A 25697-nucleotide genomic window follows, 5' to 3' on the forward strand; every position below is an offset into this window, starting at 1 on the left:
TGTTGCGGGTTGTCCACAAGCGGTTTCGGTTTTTATTATAAATAACGTGGAATTATACCCAATTGTGTCTGATAACTCTGTGGATAAGTCGAATAACTCTGTGATTTGTGGATAACTTTTCAACGAGTTGATTTTTTGAAAAAGAAGTAATAAATGCTTGTCTGCCTCCATATGTTGTAATGTGACGCATCCCGGGCGCAAGTGGGCTGTGAATTTACAAACTGGAGGCACAATCATGAAAAATATCAAACCACTCATCGTACTAGCAGCATTTCTTATTGCCTTGACACTGATTATCCCCGCTGTGTTGGTATTGCCTTTTTCGAGCGAGAAGGCGAGCGGCAAGCTGGGCGAGGATCTCGCCAAGAAGCAGCCGGCGGCGCAGGAAACTACTTCCCCATCCTCTGACGCGGCAATTGACGTGGCCGTGTTCCGCACCGCCAAATCTGCGATTGAAGAAACCCCATTGGAGGATTACCTTGTTGGGGTAGTCGCTGCCGAGATGCCGGCGGATTTCAATGAGGAGGCGCTCAAGGCCCAGGCGCTGACGGCGAGGACGTATATTGTTAATCGGTTGGTTAAAGGGGATACGATTGGTGCCCCAAAAGGTTCGCAGGTAACGGACACCCCACAGCTCCATCAAGCCTACATAGATGACGCTCAGCAAAGGAAGAACTGGGGAAAAGATTATGAATGGAAAAAGAAAAAGATTATGGAGGCTGTTCGGTCAACGAGCGGACAGATTTTGACTTATAATGGCGAGCCAATTGATGCGTTGTTTTTCTCCACCAGCAACGGCTTTACGGAGAACTCGGAGGACTACTGGTCTGGAAGTATCCCGTATTTGCGAAGTGTTTCAAGTCCTTGGGATAAGGATTCCCCTAAATTCACCAATCAGAAGGTTGTAACCGTGAAAGAGTTTGAATCACGGCTTGGCGTGAAAATAGGGTCAAGTAATGCGCTTGGAAAAATTGTCGCCCGGACCGAGGGCAAGCGCGTGGCGAAGGTTGACTTTAATGGCAAGGTATTGACCGGAAGAAACATCCGCGATAAGTTGGACTTGAAGTCATCCGACTTTTCGTGGGAGCGTAAGGGGAATAATATTGTGATCACCACACGCGGCAATGGCCACGGCGTGGGCATGAGCCAGTACGGCGCGAACGGAATGGCCGCGGAGGGCAAGAACTACAAGGATATCGTCCAGTACTACTACAAGGGCGTAGAGGTCACCTCGGCGGAGAACATGATGGCGACGATTACGGCGAAGAAATAGGGTGTGTGTGTGGAAGCCAGGCGTGTGGGGGTGCCTGGCTTTTTTGTGTGGGTGCTGGGTGTAATTAATTGGTTGTCGACGAGTAAAATTTAGATTTGGGCGAGTAAATCGCAAAAGTTGGCGAGTAAATTTTAGTTTTAGGCGAGTAAACTGGGCAAAGTGACGAGTAAATGGAAAAAGGTAATCTAAAAATGACCTAATTCGAAGTGAGATATCCATATTTAAGGAAAAAACAGGTGGAGTGGCGGTTGAATTTTAAAATAGGTAATTAAAAAAGATGGGTGGAGATCATAAAATAGCAGAAAGTTACCTGCGCCAGGCTGACCGCCTGGCTTTTTTCATGTTTAGATCCTGGTTGGCGAGTAAAATCCAGATTTGGGCGAGTAAATCGCAAATGTTGGCGAGTAAAAGTCAATATTAGACGAGTAAATCACAAAATTAGACGAGTAAACCAACTAGCAGCAATATCCCTAGTCTAAAAATTCAAAAAGTTGTCAAAGTAATTGTCGATTTTTGGAGTAAAAGGTTTGGATAGTAATTTTAGAAAGGAATGATGCATTTGCGTGAGAAAGACTATGATATTTCGCGGACCATTCTTAAATGTGAGGCACTTTTAAGAAGAATTACCCCTAATCATCCAACAAAACCTGATGTGACGGAGAAATTACGTACCAAGAAGGCTGGGGAAAAGGGTGAACGTTCACTGGAATTTCACTTGAGTATGCTGTCTGACTCAAGGTATCACATTTTTAATGGGCTCCGCCTTAAACTAGGCAAATACTTCTTTCAAATCGACACCTTCATCCTCTCTCCATCCTTTGGATTTAGCCTCGAATCGAAAAACAGGTCGGGGGAAATCACTTATAAAAAAGATTTCAATCAAGTATTTTGTAAAAAGAATGGTGTAGAGGAAAGAATCAAAAATCCTATATTGCAGGCAAGGCTGCAGATCATTAAGCTGCAAAAATGGCTGAAGGAGCACAATTGTCCGGATATACCGCTGCAATACTTTGTTGTAAATACAAATGAAAAAACAATCATTAGACTAGAATCACGCGATGATAGGATTGTTCACCATCTTTGCAACAGCGAATGCCTCATGGATAAGATAGAGCAACTGGCAGGCTACTACAAAACGGACAAGCTGAGTGACAAAGATATAAAAAAAATTAAACGTCTCCTATTAACAAATCACACACCCGAAGACCCCGATATTCTTCAAATGTTTCACCTTACTCCAATGGATGTTCTTACAGGTGTTCAATGTCCCGAATGCTTTTTTCTCGCAATGGTATATAAAAATGGAATTTGGTGTTGTCCGAGATGTGAGGCAAATTCTAAAACTGCGCACATACAAGCGATCCATGATTACTTTCTTTTAATTAAACCTACAATAACCAATTCGGAACTTCGTGCTTTCCTCCATCTAAATTCAATCCATGTAGCCAGAAAGATTCTTAAATCTATGAAATTGCCGTACACTGGCAAGTTTAAAGACCGCGTCTATCATCAGCCGCCTTATATTTTTTCGAAAAAGTAAAACCACCGCCAACCAGCAGTGGTTTAAGAAACAGACCGAACGCGGCCTAGCAGCTTCGCCAGCCCCTCAAATTTACCCTTAAACAGCGCACCGCGAATAAAATAGTAGCAGACGCTGATGCCGAGGAAGTCCTTAAACAGGTCAAATAGCGACGCGGAGCGGTATGGATAGAACGATTGGTGGATTTCGTCACTGATGCCGTAGAAGGCCGCAAACAGGGCACAGGCCAAGTTCCAGCCTGGTGTAAAACTGAAACCGGCGACAGCATTGCTGCGCAGGTCAGCGTCACCGCGTCTAAACGTCAAACATGCGAGGACTAGTAATACATATAAAATCGCAAACTCTATTAAATGCAACGATTCTTTAATAGTGTGGTCAATATTCGAATCGGGCAGGCGCACGAAGTGGTCCGATGGCAGGCTCGATTGAATAAAGATGGCTGCCATATAAAGCACGGGCAGGACCCGCAGCACCCATTTTAAAGCTTTCATGAAACAATTCCCCCTAAAAATTTTTCAAAAAGATGCATAAAAACGCAGGCGATTACAAAAAATAAAATTTTTTTCAGACTAGTGTATATAATTCTAGTTATCTGTTCAGAATGATTGCTGAGGTGATGAAAATGAGAGAGGAAGAAAACAAACGATCTTCTCAAAGTTCCAGCGTAAAACGCTTTTTCAAGAAGCGTTGGGTATTTCCAGCCATCTATATCGCAAGTGCAGCAATCATTTTAACAGGTGTTCTTTGGTATCAGTCCAGTGCAGGAGACTCAGACAAATACGATTACAAGTCTACTGATATTACTGGCAAAAAGACCAACCCGCCTGCAGTTGAAGTTAACTCGGCTTTAGAAAACGTCAAAATGCCGGTGAAGGATGCAGCATCAGCAGTGATCAAGACAAAGTTCTATGATTTCACAGCCAAAGCTGAAGACCAGGAAGCCGCATTAGTATTCTACGAGAACACATACAACCCAAATACTGGTGTCGACATCACCATGAAGGACGGCGAAACGTTTGATGTATTAGCATCACTCAGCGGAACTGTCACTCGTGTTGAAGAAGACGCGGTGCTTGGAAATGTCATCGAAATTGAACACGACAAAGGTATTGTAACACAATATCAGTCTGTGAAAGACATTAAAGTTGAAGTTGGCGACAAGGTAAAACAGGGAGATGTTCTTGCCAAGGCTGGGCAAAGCATGTTCAATGAAAAAGCTGGAACACACGTCCATTTTGAAATTCGTAAGGATGGCGTCGCGGTTAACCCTAGTAAGTATATCGACAAACCGGTAAGCACTTTACAAGAAGCGACTCCTTCAAACAGCAAGGAATCTATGCAAACAACTCCTAGCGAAAAAAAGCAGCAGGAGTTGGAGGATCCAGCTGGCTCCGACGACCAGTCTTCCGATAAGGAAACGGACGACGGCAAGAGCAAAGAAGACGAGTCCACTAACTCAAAAGAAAAGACAAATTCTTAATATTGAAACTGTAAGTAAGGGGAAGGGGATACTTTCCTCTTTTTTTTTGTGTTTTTTTCAAAAAAAAGAATCTGGCCCGCCTGCCAGATTCCGCACATTAAGCAAAAAAATAGGACCCGGCCGATTGCCGGATCCAACACGATATATTAAAAGGGGGGGTTATGAAAAAGTGTGACTGAGATTGTCCTTTTCACACTCTTATCTTACCCTCCAGATATGAACAAACTATGAACAAAAGGTGAAAGTTTGAAAAACAGTTATGAGAATTATCTGTTCCGATAACCACAAAGTTTACCAAAAGGCTTTTCATTTTCAAAAATTTCTGATATATTTACGAATGTAAGATTATAACTTAATATTGTTTGAAATGCTCTACTGGGGGGGTCCGATGGCTCGGACTGAGAGAAGAATGCATAAATTCTTTGACCCTTTGAACCTGATCTGGATTATACCAGCGTAGGGAAGTAGTATCAAAGGTGTCTGTGTTTAATTTGGGTACCGCTACTTTTGGATGAAAAAATCAGGTTCTGTGAAAACAGAACCTTTTTGTATTGTCCTCCATTACTTTCCAGTAATGAACTGCGCTGTAACTCCCAGAGTGCAAAATCAAACCATTTTGAAGGAGGAAGTTACATGCAGAAGCAAGTGGAAGGGAACATCGAGTTAAAATCACAATTCACTGGAAGTAAAAAGGTATATGTCGAAGGGGCAAGACCCGATCTTAAGGTTCCGATGAGAGAAATTCAACTTAGTCGAACCGTTGCTGCTTTTGGAGAAGAAGAAAATGAGCCTGTTCGGGTCTATGATACGAGCGGCCCCTACACAGATTTGAATTATCAGGTCGATATTCAAAGCGGACTTCCAGCATTACGTAAGAATTGGATTCTCGAGCGGAATGATGTGGAGGCATATGTTGGAAGAGAAATAAAGGCCAAGGATAACGGATACCATGAAGGGGACCAACGTGCATCGCTTGAATGGTATCCCAATGTAAATAAAACACCCCTAAAAGCTAAAGCAGGAAAAAATGTCACCCAGATGCATTATGCCAAAAAAGGCATTATTACCCCTGAAATGGAGTACATAGCCATTCGTGAACATAGGGAACCGGAATTTGTTCGTGCGGAAGTTGCCAGCGGGAGAGCGATTATCCCAGCCAATATCAATCACCCAGAAAGCGAACCGATGATTATAGGACGAAACTTTCATGTGAAAATTAATGCAAATATCGGGAATTCGGCTGTTACCTCCTCTATAGAGGAAGAGGTTGAAAAAATGACGTGGGCAACTCGCTGGGGCGCCGACACCATCATGGATTTATCAACGGGAAAAAATATTCATACAACGAGAGAATGGATCATTCGCAATTCTCCCGTACCAGTTGGAACGGTCCCAATCTATCAGGCACTCGAGAAGGTAAATGGGATTGCCGAGAATTTAACATGGGAAATTTACCGTGATACTTTAATTGAACAGGCGGAACAAGGCGTCGATTATTTTACGATCCATGCCGGCGTTTTGCTGCGATATATTCCTTTAACGGCAAAACGGACAACGGGCATTGTATCCCGCGGCGGCTCGATTTTGGCGCAATGGTGCTTGGCTCATCATAAGGAGAATTTCCTCTATACTCATTTTGAAGAAATATGTGAAATCCTGAAACAATATGATATCTCTGTTTCTCTTGGAGACGGGCTCCGTCCAGGCAGTATTGCCGATGCAAATGATGAAGCACAATTCGCAGAGCTTGAAACGCTCGGAGAATTAACAGACATTGCCTGGAAACATGATGTGCAGGTGATGATTGAAGGGCCTGGTCATGTACCAATGCATATGATCAAAGAGAACGTCGATAAGCAAATGGAAATTTGTAAAGAAGCTCCATTTTATACGTTAGGACCTTTAACCACCGATATCGCACCAGGATATGATCATATTACTTCAGCAATCGGAGCAGCGATGATCGGCTGGTTCGGAACAGCGATGCTCTGTTATGTGACACCCAAAGAGCATCTGGGCTTACCGAACAAAGATGATGTCCGGGAAGGAGTCATTGCTTATAAAATTGCCGCTCATGCCGCTGATTTGGCCAAAGGGCACCCCGGTGCGCAAAAAAGAGACAACGCGTTATCGAAAGCCCGTTTCGAATTCAGATGGGAAGACCAGTTTAATCTTTCTTTGGATCCGGAGCGTGCAAGGGAATACCATGACGAAACATTGCCATCGGAGGGGGCAAAAACAGCCCATTTTTGCTCCATGTGCGGGCCAAAGTTCTGTTCGATGAGAATATCACATGATATTCGGGAAAAGGCAGCGAGTAAAGAAGTGGACATTGAAGAAGGCATGAGGAAAAAAGCGGAGGAATTTATTCATGATGGATCAAGAATTTACCGTTGAGACGAATTCCATTAAGGTAATAAAAATGAATGAAGAAATAGATATCCTAAAACAAAAAATTCATATCTTGGAAAAGGAAATTGAAAACATCCAGCAACATTGCCGGCATCTATTTTCCGAAACATACGGTATGAGGAAATGCCGAAAGTGCGGTTTCGCAGAAAGCACCTATTATTAATTTCATTCACCTAGTTACAAAGCAAATCCCGGTTTAATAGCCGGGGTTTTTTAATGCCGCTATTTTCCTTAGGAGTTTTGTCCTGAAATTGGCGGTGGGGTGTTTTTGTTGCGGTAGATTGGAGGGCTTGGGCATATGTTAAAGAGTCAGCTGATTATACCTGGAATACAGGATGACCTACGTTGCTTTGATGAGAAATCTGTCTAAGGTTGTGTTAAAATGGTAAAAAAAGGAGGGGTTTGCCTTGAAAAAAGTTGCCGGGCTGTTGCTTGCCGTGGTGCTGGGTGTTTTGCTTGCCAGCTGCAGCAAGGAGCCAACGCCGCAGGATCGATTTTCCGAGTACATAGCCTTATGGAATAAGCAGAAGTTTGCTGACATGTATAATTACCTTTCGAATGATGCCAAAAAGAAAATCTCGAAAGAGGACTTTACGAACCGCTATAAGAAAATCTACGACGATTTACAGATTACTGACCTCAAGATTGACTTCAAAAAACCGAAAGACGATAAACAGGCGGATAAAGAGCAAGCCAAGTATTCTTTTACCGCTAAAATGAATAGTGTCGCGGGGCCGATTGATTTTACCGAAGAAGCCCAGTTGAAAAAGGAAAAAAAGGACGATAAGGAAAACTGGTTTGTGGACTGGAATCCGGGGTTCATTTTTCCAAAAATGCAGGAGGGAGACAAGCTGAGCTTGAGCACGGTGCCGGCGAAACGGGGCGAAATTGTTGACCGGAACGGCACGGGGCTGGCGGTGAACGGCCAGGTGTACGAGGTCGGGGTGACGGCCGGGGACATTGCCGCGCCGGTGAAGGAGCAGCTGGCTTCTTTGTTGAAGATGACGCCGGATCAGGTCGACAAGGCGTTGAAGGCGAGCTGGGTACAGCCGGGGATGTTTGTGCCTTTGAAGAAGGTGTCGATGGACGATTCTGAGCGGATTGCTCAGCTCGTGGCGCTCGAGCCAGTGAAGACGCGCAAGGTGGACGCGCGGATTTATCCGTACAAGGAGGCCGCGGCGCAGCTGATTGGCTATGTCGGGTCGATTACCGCGGATGAGCTCGAGAAGCGCAAGGACAAGGGCTACACGAGCCGCGATGTGATTGGGAAGCGCGGACTGGAGCAGGTGCTGGATGAGCAGCTGAAGGGCCAGAGCGGCGTGAAGATTGTGATTAAGAAGAAGGCCGGTGGCGAGGAAGTGCTCGCGGAAAAGCCGGTTGCCGATGGAAAAAATGTCAAGCTGACGATTGATGCGGATTTGCAGGCGGTGGTGTATGCAGAGATGGCTGGTGGTGCAGGTGCGGCTGGTTCCGGGGCTACTGGAACTGCTGGGGCTCCGGCTGGCGAGGTTGGGACGGCGGCAGCGATGAATCCGGTGACAGGGGAAACATTGGCGCTCGTCAGCAGCCCGTCATTTGACCCGAATCAGGCTTCATTGGGCTTTACCGCCGACGAATGGAAGGCGCTACAGGACGATGCCCGCCAGCCGCTGTTAACGCGCTTTAAACAGGCATTTGCGCCGGGCTCGGTGATGAAGCCGATTACGGCCGCTGTAGGGCTCGCAAGCGGCGCGATTAAGCCGGACGAGGGCGTGCAGATCCTCGGTCCGAAATGGCAGAAGGATGCGTCCTGGGGCGGCTATTTCGTGACCCGGGTGCACGAGGGCAGCCCAATCAATCTCGAAAAAGCGTTGGTGTTCTCTGATAATATTTATTTTGCACAGGCAGCGCTGAAAATGGGGAAAGATGGCTTTTCTGATGGCTTGAAGAAGTTTGGCTTTGAGGAGCAGCTGCCGTTCGCTTATCCTCTTGAGACTTCAAAAATTGGTTCAATGGGAAGCGATATTGCGCTAGCCGACTCAGGTTATGGCCAGGGACAGGTGCAGATGAGCATTGTTCATTTGATGAGCACCTATACGCCATTTATCAATAATGGCAATATGATTAAGCCGATTCTATTGGATGAAGAGAAGCGCGGGCAGGTGTTGAAGGAGGGCGTGGTTTCTCCGGAAAACGCCGGATTGATTGCTTCTGATTTACGCAAGGTCGTTGGTGATGCTGGCGGGACTGCCCACGCGGCAGAAATGGCCGACAAGCCGCTTGCTGGAAAAACCGGAACAGCGGAATTCAAGCAGAAGCAGGGCGAAACCGGGCTCGAGAATGGCTGGTTTATCGGCTGGAATGTCAATTCGCCGAATCTGATGGTGGCCATGATGGTCGAGAACGTAAAAGACCGGGGCGGCTCTGGGATTCCTGTAAAAATGGTGAAGAATATTTATATGAAATGGAAATAAGTTAGTGGTTGAAGCACCTGGCCCGAGGGTCAGGTGCTTTTTTGTGGAGAAAGTACCTGGTTTGAGTGGGCTATGGCCATTGAAAATTACCTTTTTTTAAAATTTACTCGCTTTGTTTGTGGGTTTACTCGCGGAAAATTAGGATTTACTCGCCAACTTTTGGATTTTACTCGTCTAATTTCATGATTTACTCGCCTGAATCAAGATTTTACTCGTCAATCCCCATCTCGAGCGACTAAACTACCCAAAAAAGCCAGGCGGCGAGCCTGGCTTGGGTAACTTATGAGAACACAAAAATACCTTTTTAAAATTTACTCGCTTACTTTTGGATTTTACTCGTCTAATTTCATGATTTACTCGCCAACTTTTTACTTTTACTCGTCTATTTTCATAATTTACTCGTCAAAAATTACATTTTACTCGCCCAACCCCATTTCAAGCGTAACCAACCACCCAAAAAGCCAGGCGTTTAGCCTGGATTAGGTAATTTTTCAATGACCTTTTTGGGGTGATTACCAATAATTTGGATATACTTTCCGATTTGGTGTGTTTACTTTCCAAATGGGGAGAAATACTTTCCACAATCATGATTTTACTTACATTTTCTAGCCAAATATTTTCCAAAATACCTGATTTACTTTCCTAACCCATTTTTTACGGGGAATCCGAGTGCTCAAGAGCCGGCCGCCACTGATATTTTTCCAGATCAATTACCCCATTTAAACCCACTGCCACGCCCTCGGCCTCGAGCGACAGCCATTGTTCGTTGTAGCCCTCGTCATCCTGCAGGGCGATTTTTCCTTGGGCATTGACGACCCTGTGCCAGGGCAGGCGGTGTTTCCTGCTCATGGAGTGGAGGACGCGGACGACCTGGCGGGCGGCGCGGGGACTTCCGGCGAGCCCCGCAATTTGTCCGTATGTCATGACTCTCCCCGGGGGGATATTTTTTATAATCGAAATAACTCTTTCCGTAAAAGGTGTCAATGTCGTAAAATCCTTTCTTAAATAACTTAACCACATTATATAATATTAAAAACGATTCAATATCCCGGACACTACAAACCCTACATCTTTTTCAATGTTACTTACCACATTTCAATGTTTTTTTACCAAAAACCCAAATTTTCACAACACAAACACATCAAACACATATATTTTTCATCCGACAAATTTCTTGGGAAATAACGAGCGGCCCGCGATTATTTCTACATAAACCATAGACGTGGCGCGGGTTTGGGGCTTTTTGCCTAAATGTCGAAAAACCACATTATATTTGAATTTTCTAAAAATAGTCCAATACCTTGTCCCGTTTGTGTATTTTGTGCATAAACCCGTATCCAAGCTAATACAATGTTACAAACCTTTATACAAAGAGAGTGTTTGAGGTGAGGAGTCGTTTGAAGTTAGCGGGTATCCAGCCGGGGACATGATTATTCATCGTATGATCAGAAAGTGATAACTTTCTGCCGTGTGACATGCAAGAGCGAAATTTGGTGCTTGATACCATCCGTGGACACTGTCCATGTGGACTGGGCATTTCTAATTTCGCGTAAGCGCAAACAAGAGCCAGTCAGCAGCTCGCACGGAAGCAGTATTCAGTCGAAGTGATAAGCGGGTCTCATTTCACACGTCTCACATCCAATTTAGGGAGGGCGAGAGTGTGCACGATTACATCAAAGAGAGGACTATCAAGATTGGGAAGTATATCGTGGAGACGAGGAAAACGGTTCGCGTCATTGCGAAGGAGTTTGGCGTATCCAAGTCTACAGTCCATAAGGATCTTACAGAGAGACTACCTGAGATTAATCCAGAGCTTGCAAACGAAGTGAAAGAAATTCTAGATTATCATAAATCCATTCGTCACTTAAGGGGCGGCGAGGCGACTAAAATGAAGTACCAGAAAGAAGAAAAAGAAGGAGAGGCTGTCAAGTAGGCCGAGATTTTTTCAAAAATGAATGCCAATTAAAGAACTGGTGCCTTACACCATTTCTTTTTTTTACAAAAAAATGTCCCACCTTCTCAAAGAATTTCCGATTCCGACAAGATTCAGCAAAAAATTACATTGATTGTTTTAAAATGTTATGGATATTTTAATGAATGTGATAGAATAGACAATTAGGTAGAAGGAATCCGTCTTGAGGAGGAAAGGAAAGAGAATGTTTGCAAGGGATATTGGGATTGATTTAGGAACAGCCAACGTGTTAATCCACGTGAAGGGCCGCGGCATCGTATTAAACGAGCCTTCCGTAGTTGCAATCGACAGAAACACAAACCGGGTTTTGGCGGTCGGCGAAGAAGCTCGCCGCATGGTTGGACGTACACCAGGAAACATCGTTGCAATTCGCCCGTTAAAGGACGGCGTTATTGCTGACTTTGATGTAACAGAAGCAATGCTGAAGCATTTTATTAATAAACTTAACGTTAAAGGCTTTTTATCAAAGCCGCGCATCTTAATTTGCTGCCCAACGAACATCACAAGTGTTGAGCAAAAGGCAATTAAGGAAGCTGCTGAAAAAAGCGGCGGGAAAAAGATTTATTTAGAAGAAGAGCCAAAAGTGGCGGCGATTGGCGCGGGCATGGACATCTTCCAGCCAAGCGGCAACATGGTAGTGGATATCGGGGGAGGAACGACGGATGTGGCCGTTCTATCAATGGGCGATATCGTGACTTCTTCCTCCATCAAAATGGCGGGCGACAAGTTCGACATGGAGATCTTGAACCACATCAAGCGCGAATACAAGCTGTTGATTGGTGAGCGCACAGCTGAGAACATCAAAATCAACATCGCTACTGTTTTCCCAGGCTCTCGTTCTGAGGAAATGGAAATTCGCGGCCGTGACATGGTCAGCGGGCTGCCGCGCACAATCACCGTTCGTTCAGAGGAAATCGAGCAATCATTGCGGGAATCTGTGTCAGTCATCGTTCAGGCTGCCAAAAGCGTTCTTGAGCGCACACCACCTGAGCTATCAGCAGACATCATCGACCGCGGCGTCATCTTAACAGGCGGCGGTGCACTTCTTCACGGCATCGACATGCTGCTTGCGGAAGAGCTAAAGGTACCTGTTTTAGTAGCGGAAAATCCAATGGACTGCGTCGCCATCGGAACAGGCATCATGCTAGATAACATCGACCGAATTCCAGGCCGTAAACTAGGATAATAAAACTGAATGTGGTAAGACCTCTTGCCAATTTCCAAAAGTCTAATGATAACGGCCGGACAAGCCTGGGTCATTGGGCTTTTTTTGATGCATGGTGAAGCATGGGTGATGCATGGGGACGGTTCTCGTGCCTCAAAATGGACTCAGGAAAGTAAATGGACCCAAAAGGGAAGTAAACCTCAAAAATAAGTAAGTAAAATACCCAAAATGGAAAGTAAATTTCCAAATCGGAAAGTAAATCCTAAAACTCGGAAAGTATTGGAAATCAACTTCCAGAAAACACCCCTTGGACCTCCAGCTTGACCCCATTTTCTGCGCTTTTTTTACATCAATTTACTTTTTCTCGCAAAAAGTTAATGTATAATCATGAATAATTTTTTATAATAGAATAAAATGAGCATCGTGTGTGGCTTCAAAATGGTTATAATATGTATTAACTCTAGTCCCGTGTTGGGTGATAGGCAAAATCCTTTAAAAAGGGATGGCGGGATTCAAAGGGGAAATTAAAATGTCATTAAATAATGTAGAACAACAGCAATTTCAATCGCGAGAGGAATATAAAAAGGCAAGGACAGATGCCTTGCAAAAGGTGGACACAGCCTCTGTTAAAGAAAGAAAGACAGCGGAGGCGGAGCCGCAGAACCATGCCCGCATCAGAGTCCGGCTTATTCCAATCTGGCTTCGCCTTGTACTCTTGGTGGTGTTTGTATTTGTCAGCCTTGTAGCTGGGGCGGTGGTCGGTTACGGCATCCTTGGCGGCGGCAATGCAGCCGATGTTTTTAAGGGATCTACTTGGACACATATTCAAGATTTAGTTGATAAAAAATAAACTGGGAAGGGCTTAGCCCTTCCCTTTTACATATCACAAATAGTACAATAAGAAATAAATATCTGTTCCTAGTAGGAGGTACTAATTCAAAATGCTTGATATTAATGAAATCAAAGAAATCATCCCACACCGCTATCCATTTTTGCTGGTGGATCGAATTTTAGAGGTGGAAGAGGGAAAAAGAGCGGTTGGCATTAAGAATGTTTCCGCCAATGAAGAATTTTTTAATGGCCATTTTCCGGATTATCCAGTCATGCCTGGGGTTTTAATCGTTGAAGCACTCGCGCAGGTCGGGGCAGTCGCTGTTTTGAAAAAGGAAGAGAACCGCGGCCGGCTGGCATTTTTTGCAGGAATAGACAGCTGCCGTTTTAAAAAGCAAGTAAAGCCGGGCGACCAGCTGCGCCTTGAGGTGGAAATGGTGCGTTTGCGCGGACCAATTGGCAAGGGCAAAGCCGTGGCGACCGTTGACGGTGAAATCGCCTGCGAAGCGGAAATTACTTTTGCGCTTGGGGAAAAGAAGGAATAAATTTAGGATGTCTGTGGGGTTTGGCGAGTAAAATTTGGTTTTAGGCGAGTAAATCCCGAAATTAGGCGAGCAAACTTTAAAGTTGACGAGTAAAATCACAGAACTGACGAGTAAAGGCCGGGGGACAACCCTCGGCCTTTTTTACATGCAAAAAAATTCCATTCAAATTTTTAAAAACAACGGGAAAGCTATAAGTGTTAGGCAATAACATGATAGTTGAAGGGAGTTTTTTGCTTGAAGAAGAAGCTGTTTATGCTGCTCACCGGTTCTGTATTGTCGGCGATGATGCTGGTTGGCTGTAATAATGCAAGGAACGACATAAACCCGCCGCCGCCGAGGGTAGATAACGATTTGAATGACAATATGGATCGGAACAACCTGAACGACAGGAACAACCTGAACAATCGGAACGACAACCTAAATAACCGATTGCAAAACGATTTAAATGACAATCCGATGGATCGACGCAACCATTATCCGGAGTCTGAGGACAAGAACACACCAACTGACAAGGACTGGATTAAGGACAACAACACCAAGCAGGAAGATATTATCGAGGATGATATCGACCGCAAAGACAGAGACAACAAAGACGAATAATGTAAAAGGGGACAGGCGCCACATCGGCTCGCCTTGTCCCCCTTTTATTTAAGAAAATCCCGTCATCATTAATGCTGCTGCGAGAATAGCAAAAATGAAAATCAAAATATAAACAATAATGGCCAAAATCGTGATAATCCAGCCAAGCACCTTTCGTCCGGTCTGAATTAAATAAATTCCAAGCGCAATGGCCCCGAAGAAAAATCCCAATATCGCCCATAGCCAGGGCCTCTTACCGCGCTTCGGTGCGTCCACGGCTAAAAAAATGGCAATTATGACGTTTACAATCCAACTAGTCCAACTCATCTCTTTCTCCTGCCTCCCTCCCAAATTTCTCCATATACATCAATAGTATGGGGAGGATTTGTCGAAAAAGCAAGATAATTTTTCCAAGAAAAAACCAGTCCGAGGACTGGTATACACTTTACGTATTGTGGACCTTTAGCTTCGGCTTGCTCTTCATTTTATCCTTGAATTCGGCAAGGAGGGCGTCTCCTGATAAGCCTTTTTGGATGAGGCTGTCGAGCAATAGTTCGGAATAGTCGCTTTTGTTGCGGCGCAGGTGGCCTAAAAACAGAACGCTTGCGTGTTTTTCGAATTTCGTCAGCGAAGCGATTTTCGTTTGAAAATAAGCGGGTGCGTTTTCCTTCTTCGTAATAACGGCCTCGACAATGACTTCGCGGTTTTGCTCAGATATTTTTTTAAAATAATCATACAGGGAGAGATCAGTGGTGTACGCCTCAATCAGCCAGGTGGAGCGTTCGTCTTCTTTGTTGAGAATCAGGCCGTCTTCAAGCGGAACTTCAACCGATTTGTCATTTTCCACAACTTCCAGCGAGAATAATTTAAACGTCTTCATTACCAACCTCCTGTTTGTTTTTTCCTAATTATAACATACGCAAAAAAGAAGCAAATGTCGAAAAATATTTGACCGAAATAGGATTTTTAATTTATTTGTAAAAAATTGCCCCCGTCCGTGACAAAAACCCTCTCGAAAATTGCTTTTTCGAGAAAAATCGACCTTGAAACGGGCTGTATCGCAATTTTACTTTGCTCTGGACCGGGTCTAAGATGAAATCATCAAATGTTGGAGGAGATGATACCTTGATTAATCAAGTAACGCTGGTTGGCCGCTTGACGAGGGACCCGGAATTGAATCAAACGACGGAGGGAACGCCGGTGTCGCACATTACCTTGGCGGTGAACCGGAATTTCCGTAATCACAATGGCGAATTTGACACGGATTTTGTGCAGTGCACCCTGTGGCGAAATGCCGCGGAAAACACGTACAAATATTGTCGAAAAGGGGCGGTCGTCGGGATCACCGGACGGCTGCAAACCCGCCATTATGACGGGCGGGATGGAAAAAGGGTATACGTAACAGAGGTTGTGGCGGAAACAATTCGGTTTTTGAGTACGAAGCCGCAGGGGGCGGGAGCCGGGGAATCAAGAGCTGGGTCTACGGCGTCGGTTTCGGGTGCGGCAAATGGGCAGGGGGCGAATCCCTCAGGACAAAGTTCAGCCGCGTCATCTGGACCTTCGGGTGCAGCAGGCCAGTCCCAGGCTGCTGCACCTGGGCCAGCCCCAACAGCTGAATCGGTTGCTGCATCATTACCATTTTAAGTGGTGGAAAAAGGAGGGGCTCAACCTTGGGTGCTCATGAAGAAGAATACGTCCACAACCTCGAGCAGTTACTCGAAACGTTAATAAAAATGGTTGGAAAGGCCAATCAAAAGGTCGACAGCCTGCAGCTGCGGGTCAGCCAGTTGGAATGGCTGATTAAGGAACAGCAGCAGGAAAAAAGGGAGCGCAGCCCGATTAGGATTTACTCGTAATAATGGGGTTTCACTTTGACGACGACCTTGGATTGGCGGAGATATTGGTAAAAGTAAATGCAGGCAGCGGCGCCACTGCCTGCTTCTCAAGAAAAGTATGTCGGTCACGATTCTCAACCAATTTCCCCGAACTGCCTACATTGAAAAAGAGAATCAAACATCTCTCCTGAACCAGCCTCATTTTTGGAATTCCGGCAGTATCTTTGCCGGGATTTTTTTTGTATGAAGGGATTGGTATAAAAACCCACGATTTGGCCATAATAATAGCAAAACCCCCTGTTTTTTAAAAAGAAGCCGCTGACCTCGTGTCAGCGGCTTCTTCGATTTTCTAAAACCTCACGCTAAATCTTATCCCTATGCCGCTTATTAGCCCTAACAAGGCTCGCGATCATATCCGCATAAAACGCCCGGCGCTTGGGTGCCATTAAGTGGAGCTCTACCAGGGCCTTCTTTAACTCAGGCTCTTTTTGAAGCAACTCGTAAATTATTGCCAAATCGGGATTCTCCAGGGTTTCCTTGGTAAGAAAGCCTGGCTCCACCTGTGAGAAATCGCCCTGATTCAACTCCCCGAGCAAATAATCCTTGTCTATTTTAAAAATTTCCGCAAACTGCAGCAATGTTTGATAAGTGGGTACGCTGCGGCCGTTCTCAAATCGGCTGATCGTCGAGCGATGCAAATTCATCATGCTGGCCAGCGTATCCTGAGACCAGTTTTGCCGATCACGAAGCTTCTTCAATTTTTCCGCTAGAGACATCCTTTTCACCGCCATCATAAAAACAAATCCTGACTTTACCTTAACGGGAAAAAATGGCCCATAGTCTAAATGTGCGTATCCTTCACATCGAGTGTCGTGAAAAGAGTGCACGTTGAATAAAAAATATGATTTCCTCAATTTTATTGAAAAGGAATATTAAAATTATTGTCGAATAATATGAAACGGTGTAGATAAATGTCAAAACAGGAGGTCTTTCATGGAAAAAACTTTTTTAGTAATAGTGGGTGAACAAATTAGCAGCAAGGAATGGCGATTAAAAAGAAAACCTAGCTTTATTGACATATTTATCCTTTCATTTCAGTTATCTCACACAACTATGAACCCCTCATACCAATATATCCCCCTTGAAAACGGTGGGAAAATGCCCATCAATTTCTGTGATCAAGACTTCCAAATAATATACAACGAAAATAAAATACAGATTCTAGTAGGTGAAAAAGATCTCCCGGAGGAGGTAATCTATGAGATTCTGAGTCACTTTGTTCTAATTGAAGGAAGCAAAGTGACAGCCCTTCGACATTTCCCTTTTGAAAAAACAAGTCTATTAATAAGGAAAAAACGGCGTACCTTGTCAGCGGAAAAGAAACTTAAAGATACTAGTGATTGTTTTAAACTACAAGGAGGAATACTTCGGAAATTGTAGTGAAAAATACCTGAGCCAGGCTGGATGCCTGGCTTTTTATGTAGTTGGGGTCCGCTTGAGATGGGGGTTGGCGAGTAAATCATGAAATTCGGCGAGTAAAAGTCAATAGTCGGCGAGTAAATCCTGATTTTTGACGAGTAAATTCACGAAATCGACGAGTAAATTTTAAAAAAAATGTAAATTTCAGCCCCAATACTGGACTCTCACCTAAATGGAAGTGTCCACCCCACACAGACAAATGTCCACGTACAGTGCCTGACATCCTTATCCACCATTTTCCAAAAAGCTCCCAAATTTTTGATTTATGACACTTTTTTGCCTTAAAACAGCCATTTTTATCCTGTTTAAGTCGATTTGTGATATTCTTTTAATATTTTTGTAACATAACTGGTAAGTTTGTCTGTTATAAATAGATTAATAGGAGGGGAGTATATGCAATCCACGATCAAGCGTATTTTACTAGTAGTACTTACAATTGCTACATACGCATCAGGCACCATGGTTACATATGCACAAACAAGCAGTGAAGCACTTCGCAATGCTCAACAGCAGCTCCAGGAAAAACAGCAAATTGTTAATCAGCAGAAACAAGAACAGCAAGCTGTTAATCAAGAAATACAAGGAATTCAGAAAGAACTAGATTCAATATATGCATATATTACAAAGAACCAAGAAGAAATGGCCCAAACTCAGGCCAAAATCGACGAAGTGAACCAGCTGATTGAACAAAAGAAAGAAGAGATTGTCGCGCTTGAGGACAAAATCCTCGGCCGGAGCGAAATCATGAAAAAGCGGGCCGTGGCCATGCAGCAAAGTGACAACTTCAATATCATCATGAACGTATTCTTAGAATCTGAAAGCATTTCCGATCTCATTAAGCGTGCAAGCGCGGTCTCGACATTGATGGATGCTGACAAGGACATTTTGAATTCCCAAAAGGCAGACCTTCAGAAAATTGAAGACGACAAAAAGGAAATCGATAAGCAGGAACAGGTTTTACTGGAGCAGCAAAACGTTCTTGCCACAAAGCAAGCTGAACTTGACCAAAACCTGCAAAAGCGTCAGGAAGTCTTAACGGCCATGCAGGATAAATATAATCAAATTACGCAACAATTGGCTCTAGCCGAGCAGGACAAAGCGAAAATCCAGTCACAAATGGCCGGAATTCAAGCGGCAATTGCCCAGCAGCAGGCAAGCGCACGCCCAGCCCCAGCGCAGGATACCTCTAGCGCAGGCATTAGCGGCAAGGAAATGTACGTAACCGCAACCGCTTACAGCCACGAGGATTCAGGCTCGATAACGGCGATGGGTTATAACATCGAGGCCAATCCAAATATGAAATTGATTGCAGTCGATCCGTCTGTTATCCCGCTTGGTTCGCGTGTATGGGTCGAAGGCTACGGCGAAGCGATTGCCGGAGACACTGGCGGCGCCATCAAAGGCCACCGCATCGACATCCTTAAGCCAAACAGTGCAGAAGCAAGAGCATGGGGCAGAAGAACCGTAAAGCTGATTATTTTAAATTAATTTTTGAAAAATAAAGTTCATGTGAGGTGGAGACCCGGTACTGGAGCGTGCCGGGTCTTTTTAAGTGGGTTCGAATTTTTGGTTGGTCACACAATGTAAAATGACTTCGAATAAAGAGCAGGAACCATTAAATCTATTCAATATCGGTTCTTGCAGGAAATTTGTCCAAGTTTGTCGAACTATACTTAATGTGGAATTTTGACTTTATAACCATACAGATTTAAAGGACTTTTTTGTGTTTGTATCGCTGGGCGATATGACACGCGTATAGCGTTACGCGATACAGCTAAAGGCATGAGTTGTGGCGGTTGAGAACCTCAATCAAAAACAAGCATCATCCTTAATAGAGTTCCTCCAGAAAGGAGCTTTGTATCGCTGGGCGATATAGCTTGAAATAAATCGAAAATACTTTCATAATGTAATAGAATAGGAGGTCCGATATGAGACGTGATATACAACCGAATGAGCGAGCTTTCTCTTCCAAAGAAGTGGCGGAAGAAGTGGGGATTGCAACACCCACTGTCCGAAAGTATGGCCAAATCTTAGAACGAAATGGATATGAGTTTTTAAAAGATGGCGATCGGCGTATCTTTGTTCAATCCGACCTCGAAGCACTTATATCGTTACGCGATACTGACAAGCCCCTAGACGATACAGCTAAAGACCTTGTATATCAACAAAAAGAAAGATTAGAACAATTCAATGAAACAGAGATAGCGGTATCCGATACATATGAAAATTTACCCGAAGACCCCAATCAATTAAAAGAGGTATTAAGGTTTTTAGTCAATGAGCTCGCAGCCACACGTGAAATGAATGTCCAACTGACAAACGATATGTCAGAGCTTAGAACTGCGGTTTCTCGGTTACAACAAGATCATCATAGCATAAGTTCTAATATTGCAAATTCAGCGCAAAAAACTCAGGTTAAAATAGAAAAATTATCTGAACAACAAATGACCCAATATGAAACATTACTTGAACAAGAAAAACAAATGAACGAATTCTTACAAGCAGAAATACAAAATATGCGTGACGAACAGAAAAAAGAATGGCATTCACAAAATGATTTTAATAAACGTCTAGAGGAAGCGATACAAAAACCTAAAGGGATATGGGAGACACTTTTTTTGTTATTCCGAAAATAAGGTGCCTATTTAATTTTTTTTGCTTAACGGTGTAAAAATTTGTAAAAACAAATTCCTAAAAGTACTTAGCTAATCGATTATAGCGTAAGGATGTAACGGCTCTTATTTTTGTTTCGTATCGCTATGCGATATAGGTGGAATTAACTTCTTTTTCAATCCGAAATCAGAGCGTTATAGCGATACCCGATACAGACAAGCCTAGACGATATCACAATAAAATCAAAACATATATTCCTTTGTTTTGAATAGTCGGATTCATTATTCTTTCAAATTTCAACAAATTCCCGGGAAATACCTAAAATTTTGCTAATGATTACGCCAAAAAACGCTCAGAAAAATCTGAGCGTTTTTACTTGTCATTCATATTGCTTATTTACTGTTAAAACATATGTTAATTCGTTTAGCATCTTTCCCATCAACATCCGAACCCGTTAACCGAAAACCAGCTTGTTTGTAACTTAGATCGACATTTTTTCTGCGGAATCAACCGTATGTTTCAATAAGGTCGCAATGGTAATAGGGCCGATACCTCCTGGAACAGGAGTGATGGCACTTGCCGCTTCGTAACATGTTTCATAATCAATATCCCCGACATTGCCTTTGTTATAACCTGCGTCTAATACGACGGAACCCTGCTTTAACCAGCTTCCCTGAATAAATTTAGGCCGTCCAACTGCTGCAACAACAATATCTGCCTGCTTTAAGATTTCAGGTAAATTGGCTGTTTTTGAATGGCAAGTCGTAACGGTCGCATTGGCATTAAGAAGTAACGCAGAAACAGGTTTCCCTAAGATCGGACTTCTGCCCACTACGACTGCATGTTTACCCTCAATTGGAATCTGGTAATAGTCTAACATTTTCATAATGGCAGCGGGTGTGCAGGAGGGGTATTCTCCAAATCCTAATGCAGTCTGCCCGTACCCTGCACTTGTGACACCATCCACATCTTTTCGAATATCAATGGCCTCAAACGCGGCGCGTTCATCAATATGCGATGGAACCGGATGCTGCAAAAGAATGCCATGAACCGCTGGATCGTTATTTAACTCATTAATTTTTTCGATCAGCTCTAAAGTCCCTGTTTCTTCGGGTAATTGCACGCGAATAGACTCCATGCCAAGTCTTTTGCAAGCATTTCCTTTCATTCTTACATAGGTCTCTGAAGCGGGGTTATCACCAACTAAAATCGTTGCGAGGCATGGCGTGATGCCTTTATTTTTTAAAACTTCAATTCGTGCTTTCAAGCCTTCCTTAATTTCCGTTGCAACGACATTTCCATCCAAAATGATTTTTTCCATAACGAATCCTCCTGAAAAAATGTAATAAAAAAGAGATAAGGATATAATCCTTATCTCTGCCCAGACGACCCGACACTATATAAAACACAGCTTCCTTGTGGTTAATTCCACATTTGTCGTCAGTAACTGTGTCCCATTTGCTTTTTATAAGTAAAAGATAACATATAAGCACAAAATGTCAATGGAATAAATCCTTAATTGATATTGTACTATTGTTTTAGTAATCTGTTTAAGGAAATTAGAAATGGGAGAGAAACTCATTTGGAAATAAAGAAAAAGAAGTATACAAAATGGTCATTTAAAATTATTTTGATATTAATAGGTTTGCTGTTTATAAAAGTTTCAGAAGCAGTTGTATTGCAACGAATCATTCATTGGATTTGGAAGATCCCGTTGGATGGAATGGAAGAAATCATTGACATTATTGTTACGGTATTAATTTTTATGCCCTTCCTCTTTATTGTGATGAAACAACGGATTACTCTAGAGAGAGCGGAAGAAAAGTACAAAGAGCTGGCCTATTATGACCCCGTGACAGGGCTCTCGAATCGTCGTTACTTTGATATGCAATTAAGCCATTCTCTTATGCGAAAAAGCAATACAGGTGCTGTCTTGTTACTTGATATTGATGGGTTTAAGCAGGTAAATGATACGTATGGACATGATGTTGGCGATCTTTTATTGAAGGAAATAGGAAGTCGACTTATGGCTTGTATAGGTAGCGACAATACGGTCTCGCGTTTCGCCGGAGATGAATTTATCATTTATCTTCCAAACACAGACAAACCGTTAGTGTTAGAGTATGTGGAAAAAATCATCAATGAAATTAATAAGCCTGCTACGATTGACGAAAATCAAATTATGACTTCGACAAGTATTGGAATTGCCTTTTTCCCGGAACACGGAATAGAGGCAAATACGTTAATGAAAAATGCGGATATCGCCATGTATAAAGCTAAATTACGCGGGAAAAACACGTTTGTTATATTTGAGCTGCCGCCCGAATTGATCTTAAAAGACGGGAAGGGATAGACTAGGCGGCTTAGGAAGGAAGAACAGTCATTATAATTTGAGTATGTTTAGTTCTCCTTAGATTTTGCTATGCTTCTAACTTTATCAACAGTAAGTCCAGTACGTTTAGCAAAAGGAGATCGGGCATTGGGCCGATGAAGATAAAGAAATTTATCCATTAGGGACAATTGCACAGACTCATTAAAAAAAATCCAGTAGAATATCAAGGACTATGATTTTAAGGAGATGAAGAGTAGTGTCTTTACCCGGCATACCGAATATAACGCCTACCATTTCGCTTAGTGTGGGGCAAACTGTTCCATTGTTACTGTCTTCCGTTGCTCTTGAGGAGTTGGCTCTTGCTCACCTTTTGAATGCAGAAGCTGAAAAACTTCAACTTGTTCTTGGTACATTAACCCCAACAAGAACTACATTTTCCCCTGCAACCGTTTCATTGACTAATCTTCTTGATATTGATGCAAGTGTTCAAAGGACCCTTCGTGACGTCATCAAGAAAGAAATGCTGTTGGAATTCAAGTTTGAAAATATCCTAGATTTAATCCCAACTATCACCACAACTCCAGCGGGGGTTGGTACCCTGACAATGACGAAAGCGGCAGCGCCAAATCCTGTGCAGGTAGGGCAACTGCTTACCTACACATTTGTGGTGTCAAATACGGGAACCGCACCCCTAACCAATTTACTGATATCCGAGCCGATACCAGCAAGTACCAACCTTGTGTCAACGAATGCCCCAGTAGGATTTACCACTACTGAAACACCAGCCGGAAACCCAACATTGGTAACCTTCACAACACCTTCACTTGCTCCTTCAAGTTCTGCCACTATAACGGTTGTCGTAAGGGTGCTAGGTTCGGCAGGACCTTCTGTTACAAATATCGCCACTGCGATTGCAGATGGAGTAGCTCCTGTAAGTGCAACAACTACTGTAACAGTGCAGAGGGGGGGATAACTCCTGTAACTAGATCAACAACTACAACGGTAGGTTGACCACTTGCATTAACACAAGAAGGGGAGATTGTTTTTGGTGTCCCTGATGACGCAAAAGGTTTGTCCTTAAAGTACGTGGAGGATTTACAGGAAAAGAAATGACACTTAAAGTGGAATAGGAGCACATGATTTTATGGAATCCTGACAAAAACAGACCAAGGATGGGATCACAATGATTCCATCCTTTCATTCTGTATTCATCATTTAACTACTCCTACTATTTATTCGATCATTTTCAATTATGATATTTTTTATAATTAGAATTAGTTTCTTTATAATGGTTTGTTAAACAATTCACATAATTGTTGTAAAGTGCTTTATGAAATATTAAAAAAACAAAAAGCCACCTTAATCTAACAAAAATTAGGAGCTTTATACTTACAGAAACGAAATAAAAAAACAGCGGCCTCTAAAGCCGCTGTCCTCCCGAAGTGGACAAATGTCCACGCGCGGTCCCTGACACCACTACATTACCCCAAATGTACCAAATCCCTAAGCTCATCTGTAGAAAGCTCCGTAATCCAATTCTCACTCTGGATAATCTGATCATTTAAAAATTGCTTCTTCTCCAGCATGGCGTCGATTTTTTCCTCGAGTGTGCCGGTGCAGATTAGTTTGTGCACGTGCACGAAGCGTGATTGGCCGATGCGGTAGGCCCGGTCGGTCGCTTGGTTTTCAACGGCAGGGTTCCACCAGCGGTCGTAGTGAATGACGTGGTTCGCCGCCGTCAGGTTCAATCCGGTTCCGCCCGCCTTCAAGGATAGCAGGAATACCGGGAACTCCCCGTTCTGGAACCGCTCAATCATCGTATCACGCTGCGTCTTCGGCACACTGCCGTTCAAAAATGGTACCTCGATGCCAAATTTCTTCTTCAGGGCACTCCGAATCATTTCGCCCATTTCGATATATTGGGTGAAAATCAGACAGCTTTCGCCCTGGTCCAAAACCGAATCGACCAGCTCGACAAGCTTCTCCAACTTGTTCGATCGCTCGAGAAGTTCCCGGCTCGCTGACTTTTCCTTCAAGTAGAGGGCAGGGTGGTTACACAGCTGCTTCAAGCGGCCCAGCATTTGCAACACTAACCCCTTGCGTTCAAAGCCGGTCAATTTTTCAATCTGTTCAAATGTATCGTGAATGAGCTGCTCATAAAGCGATGCCTGCTCTGCTGTAAGCGGGCAGTATTCCTTTTGTTCCAGCTTGTCAGGCAGGTTCAGCGCTACTTCCTCATCCTTTTTCGTCCGCCGTAGCAGGAACGGCCGAATCAACGACTGCAGCTGCTGGATTTTATCTTTCTTTTCATCCTTTTCAATCGGGATGATGTACCGTTTCTGGAACTGGCCTAGGCTGCCAAGATAGCCATGATTGGTAAAATCAAAGATCGACCACAGTTCGGATAGGCGGTTTTCCATCGGCGTCCCGGTCAGGGCCACATGATGGCGTCCGCGCAATCTTCGAACCGCTTTTGATTGCTTCGTTTGGGCATTCTTAATGTTCTGCGCTTCATCGATGGCAATCGTGCTCCATTGAACGGACTCGAATTCCACGGAATCTAGATGACTCAAGCCATAGGAGGTAAGCACAACATCTACATCCCTAGCTTTTTCGGAAAAATTAGCCTCTTTAAGTCGGTTCGAGCCGTAGTGGAGGTACACGTTCATCTCCGGAGCAAACCGCTCAATTTCCTTTTGCCAATTGCCGAGCACCGAGGTAGGGCAGATGATTAAGGCTGCGTTCGTCGGTAACTTGGCAGGTGCGGCATCCTCTTTTTTCTTGCGGCGCGGTTTCGTATCGGCAGGTGCAATAGGCAGGGCGGAGGGGGTGGTTTCCGTGTCTGATGCCGTGACCTGACTATCCAGCAAATTGTCCCCAACAAGGTCATCAGCAACAACTGGCGCTTCCACAACATCTCCCGGAACCACCTTCACCACATCCCCAGCTTCATCCTTCACCTTCAACAAATAAGAAATCAACTGAATTGTCTTCCCAAGCCCCATATCATCAGCTAACACGGCACCAAATCCGTACTGCCGTAAAAACCAAAGCCAGCTCATCCCAAGCTGCTGATATGGTCTCAATTCGCCGTTCAATCCCTCAGGCACATCCACAAGCGGAATTTCATTTGCCTCCGACAGCTGCTTTACCATCTGCTTCCATTGCCGGTTCAGCTCAATCTGAAT

The 25697-nt window shown here is 43.8% G+C and carries 25 protein-coding genes, 1 pseudogene and 1 riboswitch; of the genes and pseudogenes, 18 read left to right on the forward strand and 8 right to left on the reverse strand.

The features are described 5' to 3' along the window. The first annotated feature begins 235 nt into the window (after positions 1-235). Positions 236-1273, forward strand: a complete 1038-nt coding sequence (gene spoIID, locus ACFPA1_RS24750; RefSeq protein ID WP_213148008.1) for a stage II sporulation protein D — start codon at positions 236-238, stop codon at positions 1271-1273. Positions 1274-1832: 559 nt separating this feature from the next. Further along, entirely contained in the window at positions 1833-2813 is a 981-nt protein-coding gene (locus ACFPA1_RS24755; RefSeq protein ID WP_378586691.1) for a nuclease-related domain-containing protein, read from the forward strand. Between the two features lie 23 nt (positions 2814-2836). Here the strand turns inward: ACFPA1_RS24755 and ACFPA1_RS24760 are convergent, their stop codons facing one another. Beyond that, entirely contained in the window at positions 2837-3304 is a 468-nt protein-coding gene (locus tag ACFPA1_RS24760; protein ID WP_378586694.1) for a VanZ family protein, read from the reverse strand. A gap of 131 nt (positions 3305-3435) precedes the next feature. Between ACFPA1_RS24760 and ACFPA1_RS24765 the strand changes: the two genes are divergently transcribed. The 4 genes from ACFPA1_RS24765 to ACFPA1_RS24780 all read left to right on the forward strand — a co-directional run bounded on the left by ACFPA1_RS24765 (position 3436) and on the right by ACFPA1_RS24780 (position 9158). Then, positions 3436-4293, forward strand: a complete 858-nt coding sequence (locus tag ACFPA1_RS24765) for a peptidoglycan DD-metalloendopeptidase family protein (RefSeq protein WP_378586697.1) — start codon at positions 3436-3438, stop codon at positions 4291-4293. A 367-nt stretch (positions 4294-4660) separates the two neighbouring features. Continuing rightward, a riboswitch (TPP riboswitch) is annotated at positions 4661-4773 on the forward strand. Between the two features lie 153 nt (positions 4774-4926). Beyond that, positions 4927-6690 carry a phosphomethylpyrimidine synthase ThiC gene (thiC, locus tag ACFPA1_RS24770; RefSeq protein ID WP_378586700.1) on the forward strand — a complete coding sequence of 588 codons (1764 nt, stop codon included), beginning with the start codon at positions 4927-4929 and terminating at the stop codon, positions 6688-6690. Next, entirely contained in the window at positions 6665-6868 is a 204-nt protein-coding gene (locus ACFPA1_RS24775) for a hypothetical protein (RefSeq protein WP_378586703.1), read from the forward strand. Before thiC ends, ACFPA1_RS24775 begins: the two co-directional genes overlap by 26 nt. A gap of 244 nt (positions 6869-7112) precedes the next feature. Beyond that, complete coding sequence (locus ACFPA1_RS24780) at positions 7113-9158, forward strand: penicillin-binding transpeptidase domain-containing protein (RefSeq protein WP_378586706.1); 2046 nt, start codon at positions 7113-7115, stop codon at positions 9156-9158. Between the two features lie 654 nt (positions 9159-9812). Here ACFPA1_RS24780 and ACFPA1_RS24785 read toward each other — a convergent pair. Further along, positions 9813-10142, reverse strand: coding sequence for an MGMT family protein (locus ACFPA1_RS24785; RefSeq protein ID WP_378586943.1), 330 nt, complete (start codon positions 10140-10142; stop codon positions 9813-9815). Between the two features lie 676 nt (positions 10143-10818). Here ACFPA1_RS24785 and spoIIID point away from each other — a divergent pair. The 5 genes from spoIIID to ACFPA1_RS24810 all read left to right on the forward strand — a co-directional run bounded on the left by spoIIID (position 10819) and on the right by ACFPA1_RS24810 (position 14271). Further along, positions 10819-11091 carry a sporulation transcriptional regulator SpoIIID gene (gene spoIIID / locus ACFPA1_RS24790; RefSeq protein ID WP_007086083.1) on the forward strand — a complete coding sequence of 91 codons (273 nt, stop codon included), beginning with the start codon at positions 10819-10821 and terminating at the stop codon, positions 11089-11091. A 223-nt stretch (positions 11092-11314) separates the two neighbouring features. Next, a complete protein-coding gene (locus ACFPA1_RS24795) occupies positions 11315-12316 on the forward strand; it encodes a rod shape-determining protein (protein WP_213117187.1) in 1002 nt (333 codons plus the stop codon). Between the two features lie 508 nt (positions 12317-12824). After that, a complete protein-coding gene (locus tag ACFPA1_RS24800; RefSeq protein WP_378586708.1) occupies positions 12825-13145 on the forward strand; it encodes a DNA-directed RNA polymerase subunit beta in 321 nt (106 codons plus the stop codon). Between the two features lie 91 nt (positions 13146-13236). After that, positions 13237-13671, forward strand: a complete 435-nt coding sequence (gene fabZ / locus ACFPA1_RS24805; RefSeq protein WP_378586710.1) for a 3-hydroxyacyl-ACP dehydratase FabZ — start codon at positions 13237-13239, stop codon at positions 13669-13671. A 216-nt stretch (positions 13672-13887) separates the two neighbouring features. Next, positions 13888-14271, forward strand: a complete 384-nt coding sequence (locus ACFPA1_RS24810; RefSeq protein WP_378586713.1) for a hypothetical protein — start codon at positions 13888-13890, stop codon at positions 14269-14271. Positions 14272-14319: 48 nt separating this feature from the next. Here the strand turns inward: ACFPA1_RS24810 and ACFPA1_RS24815 are convergent, their stop codons facing one another. Next, positions 14320-14577, reverse strand: a complete 258-nt coding sequence (locus ACFPA1_RS24815) for a hypothetical protein (protein WP_213148018.1) — start codon at positions 14575-14577, stop codon at positions 14320-14322. A gap of 118 nt (positions 14578-14695) precedes the next feature. Then, positions 14696-15130, reverse strand: coding sequence for a YwpF-like family protein (locus tag ACFPA1_RS24820; RefSeq protein WP_378586717.1), 435 nt, complete (start codon positions 15128-15130; stop codon positions 14696-14698). 245 nt (positions 15131-15375) lie between these two features. Between ACFPA1_RS24820 and ACFPA1_RS24825 the strand changes: the two genes are divergently transcribed. Next, the gene (locus ACFPA1_RS24825; protein ID WP_378586720.1) at positions 15376-15894 is read left to right on the forward strand and encodes a single-stranded DNA-binding protein; all 519 of its coding nucleotides are present in this window, start codon (positions 15376-15378) and stop codon (positions 15892-15894) included. Positions 15895-15920: 26 nt separating this feature from the next. Further along, the gene (locus tag ACFPA1_RS24830; RefSeq protein WP_213118011.1) at positions 15921-16106 is read left to right on the forward strand and encodes a hypothetical protein; all 186 of its coding nucleotides are present in this window, start codon (positions 15921-15923) and stop codon (positions 16104-16106) included. Between the two features lie 10 nt (positions 16107-16116). Here ACFPA1_RS24830 and ACFPA1_RS24835 read toward each other — a convergent pair whose 3' ends face one another. Both ACFPA1_RS24835 and ACFPA1_RS24840 read right to left on the reverse strand, forming a co-directional pair. Then, positions 16117-16365: a hypothetical protein gene (locus ACFPA1_RS24835; protein WP_378586723.1), complete on the reverse strand. Its 249-nt coding sequence runs from the start codon at positions 16363-16365 to the stop codon at positions 16117-16119. An 82-nt stretch (positions 16366-16447) separates the two neighbouring features. Continuing rightward, positions 16448-16861 carry a helix-turn-helix domain-containing protein gene (locus ACFPA1_RS24840; RefSeq protein ID WP_241113941.1) on the reverse strand — a complete coding sequence of 138 codons (414 nt, stop codon included), beginning with the start codon at positions 16859-16861 and terminating at the stop codon, positions 16448-16450. 217 nt (positions 16862-17078) lie between these two features. Here ACFPA1_RS24840 and ACFPA1_RS24845 point away from each other — a divergent pair, with 217 nt between their 5' ends. The 3 genes from ACFPA1_RS24845 to ACFPA1_RS24855 all read left to right on the forward strand — a co-directional run bounded on the left by ACFPA1_RS24845 (position 17079) and on the right by ACFPA1_RS24855 (position 20200). Beyond that, entirely contained in the window at positions 17079-17525 is a 447-nt protein-coding gene (locus ACFPA1_RS24845) for a hypothetical protein (RefSeq protein ID WP_378586726.1), read from the forward strand. Between the two features lie 432 nt (positions 17526-17957). After that, positions 17958-19052 carry a 3D domain-containing protein gene (locus ACFPA1_RS24850; protein ID WP_378586729.1) on the forward strand — a complete coding sequence of 365 codons (1095 nt, stop codon included), beginning with the start codon at positions 17958-17960 and terminating at the stop codon, positions 19050-19052. A gap of 440 nt (positions 19053-19492) precedes the next feature. Next, the gene (locus ACFPA1_RS24855) at positions 19493-20200 is read left to right on the forward strand and encodes a hypothetical protein (protein ID WP_378586732.1); all 708 of its coding nucleotides are present in this window, start codon (positions 19493-19495) and stop codon (positions 20198-20200) included. A 458-nt stretch (positions 20201-20658) separates the two neighbouring features. On the opposite strand, the gene ACFPA1_RS24860 is transcribed toward ACFPA1_RS24855, so the two are convergent. Beyond that, positions 20659-21498, reverse strand: a complete 840-nt coding sequence (locus tag ACFPA1_RS24860; RefSeq protein WP_378586735.1) for a bifunctional 5,10-methylenetetrahydrofolate dehydrogenase/5,10-methenyltetrahydrofolate cyclohydrolase — start codon at positions 21496-21498, stop codon at positions 20659-20661. A gap of 261 nt (positions 21499-21759) precedes the next feature. On the opposite strand from ACFPA1_RS24860, the gene ACFPA1_RS24865 reads away from it, so the two are divergent. Next, on the forward strand, positions 21760-22530 hold the full coding sequence (locus tag ACFPA1_RS24865; protein WP_378586738.1) for a diguanylate cyclase domain-containing protein: 771 nt from the start codon (positions 21760-21762) through the stop codon (positions 22528-22530). 235 nt (positions 22531-22765) lie between these two features. Then, positions 22766-23482, forward strand: a complete 717-nt coding sequence (locus ACFPA1_RS24870) for a DUF7507 domain-containing protein (protein ID WP_378586742.1) — start codon at positions 22766-22768, stop codon at positions 23480-23482. A 508-nt stretch (positions 23483-23990) separates the two neighbouring features. Here ACFPA1_RS24870 and ACFPA1_RS24875 read toward each other — a convergent pair. Continuing rightward, a pseudogene (locus ACFPA1_RS24875) lies at positions 23991-25601 on the reverse strand (DEAD/DEAH box helicase); the annotation flags it as partial. Between the last annotated feature and the right edge of the window lie 96 nt (positions 25602-25697).

The organism is Neobacillus sp. GCM10023253 (assembly GCF_042653105.1).
In the GTDB taxonomy this organism is placed as follows: domain Bacteria; phylum Bacillota; class Bacilli; order Bacillales; family Cytobacillaceae; genus Neobacillus; species Neobacillus citreus.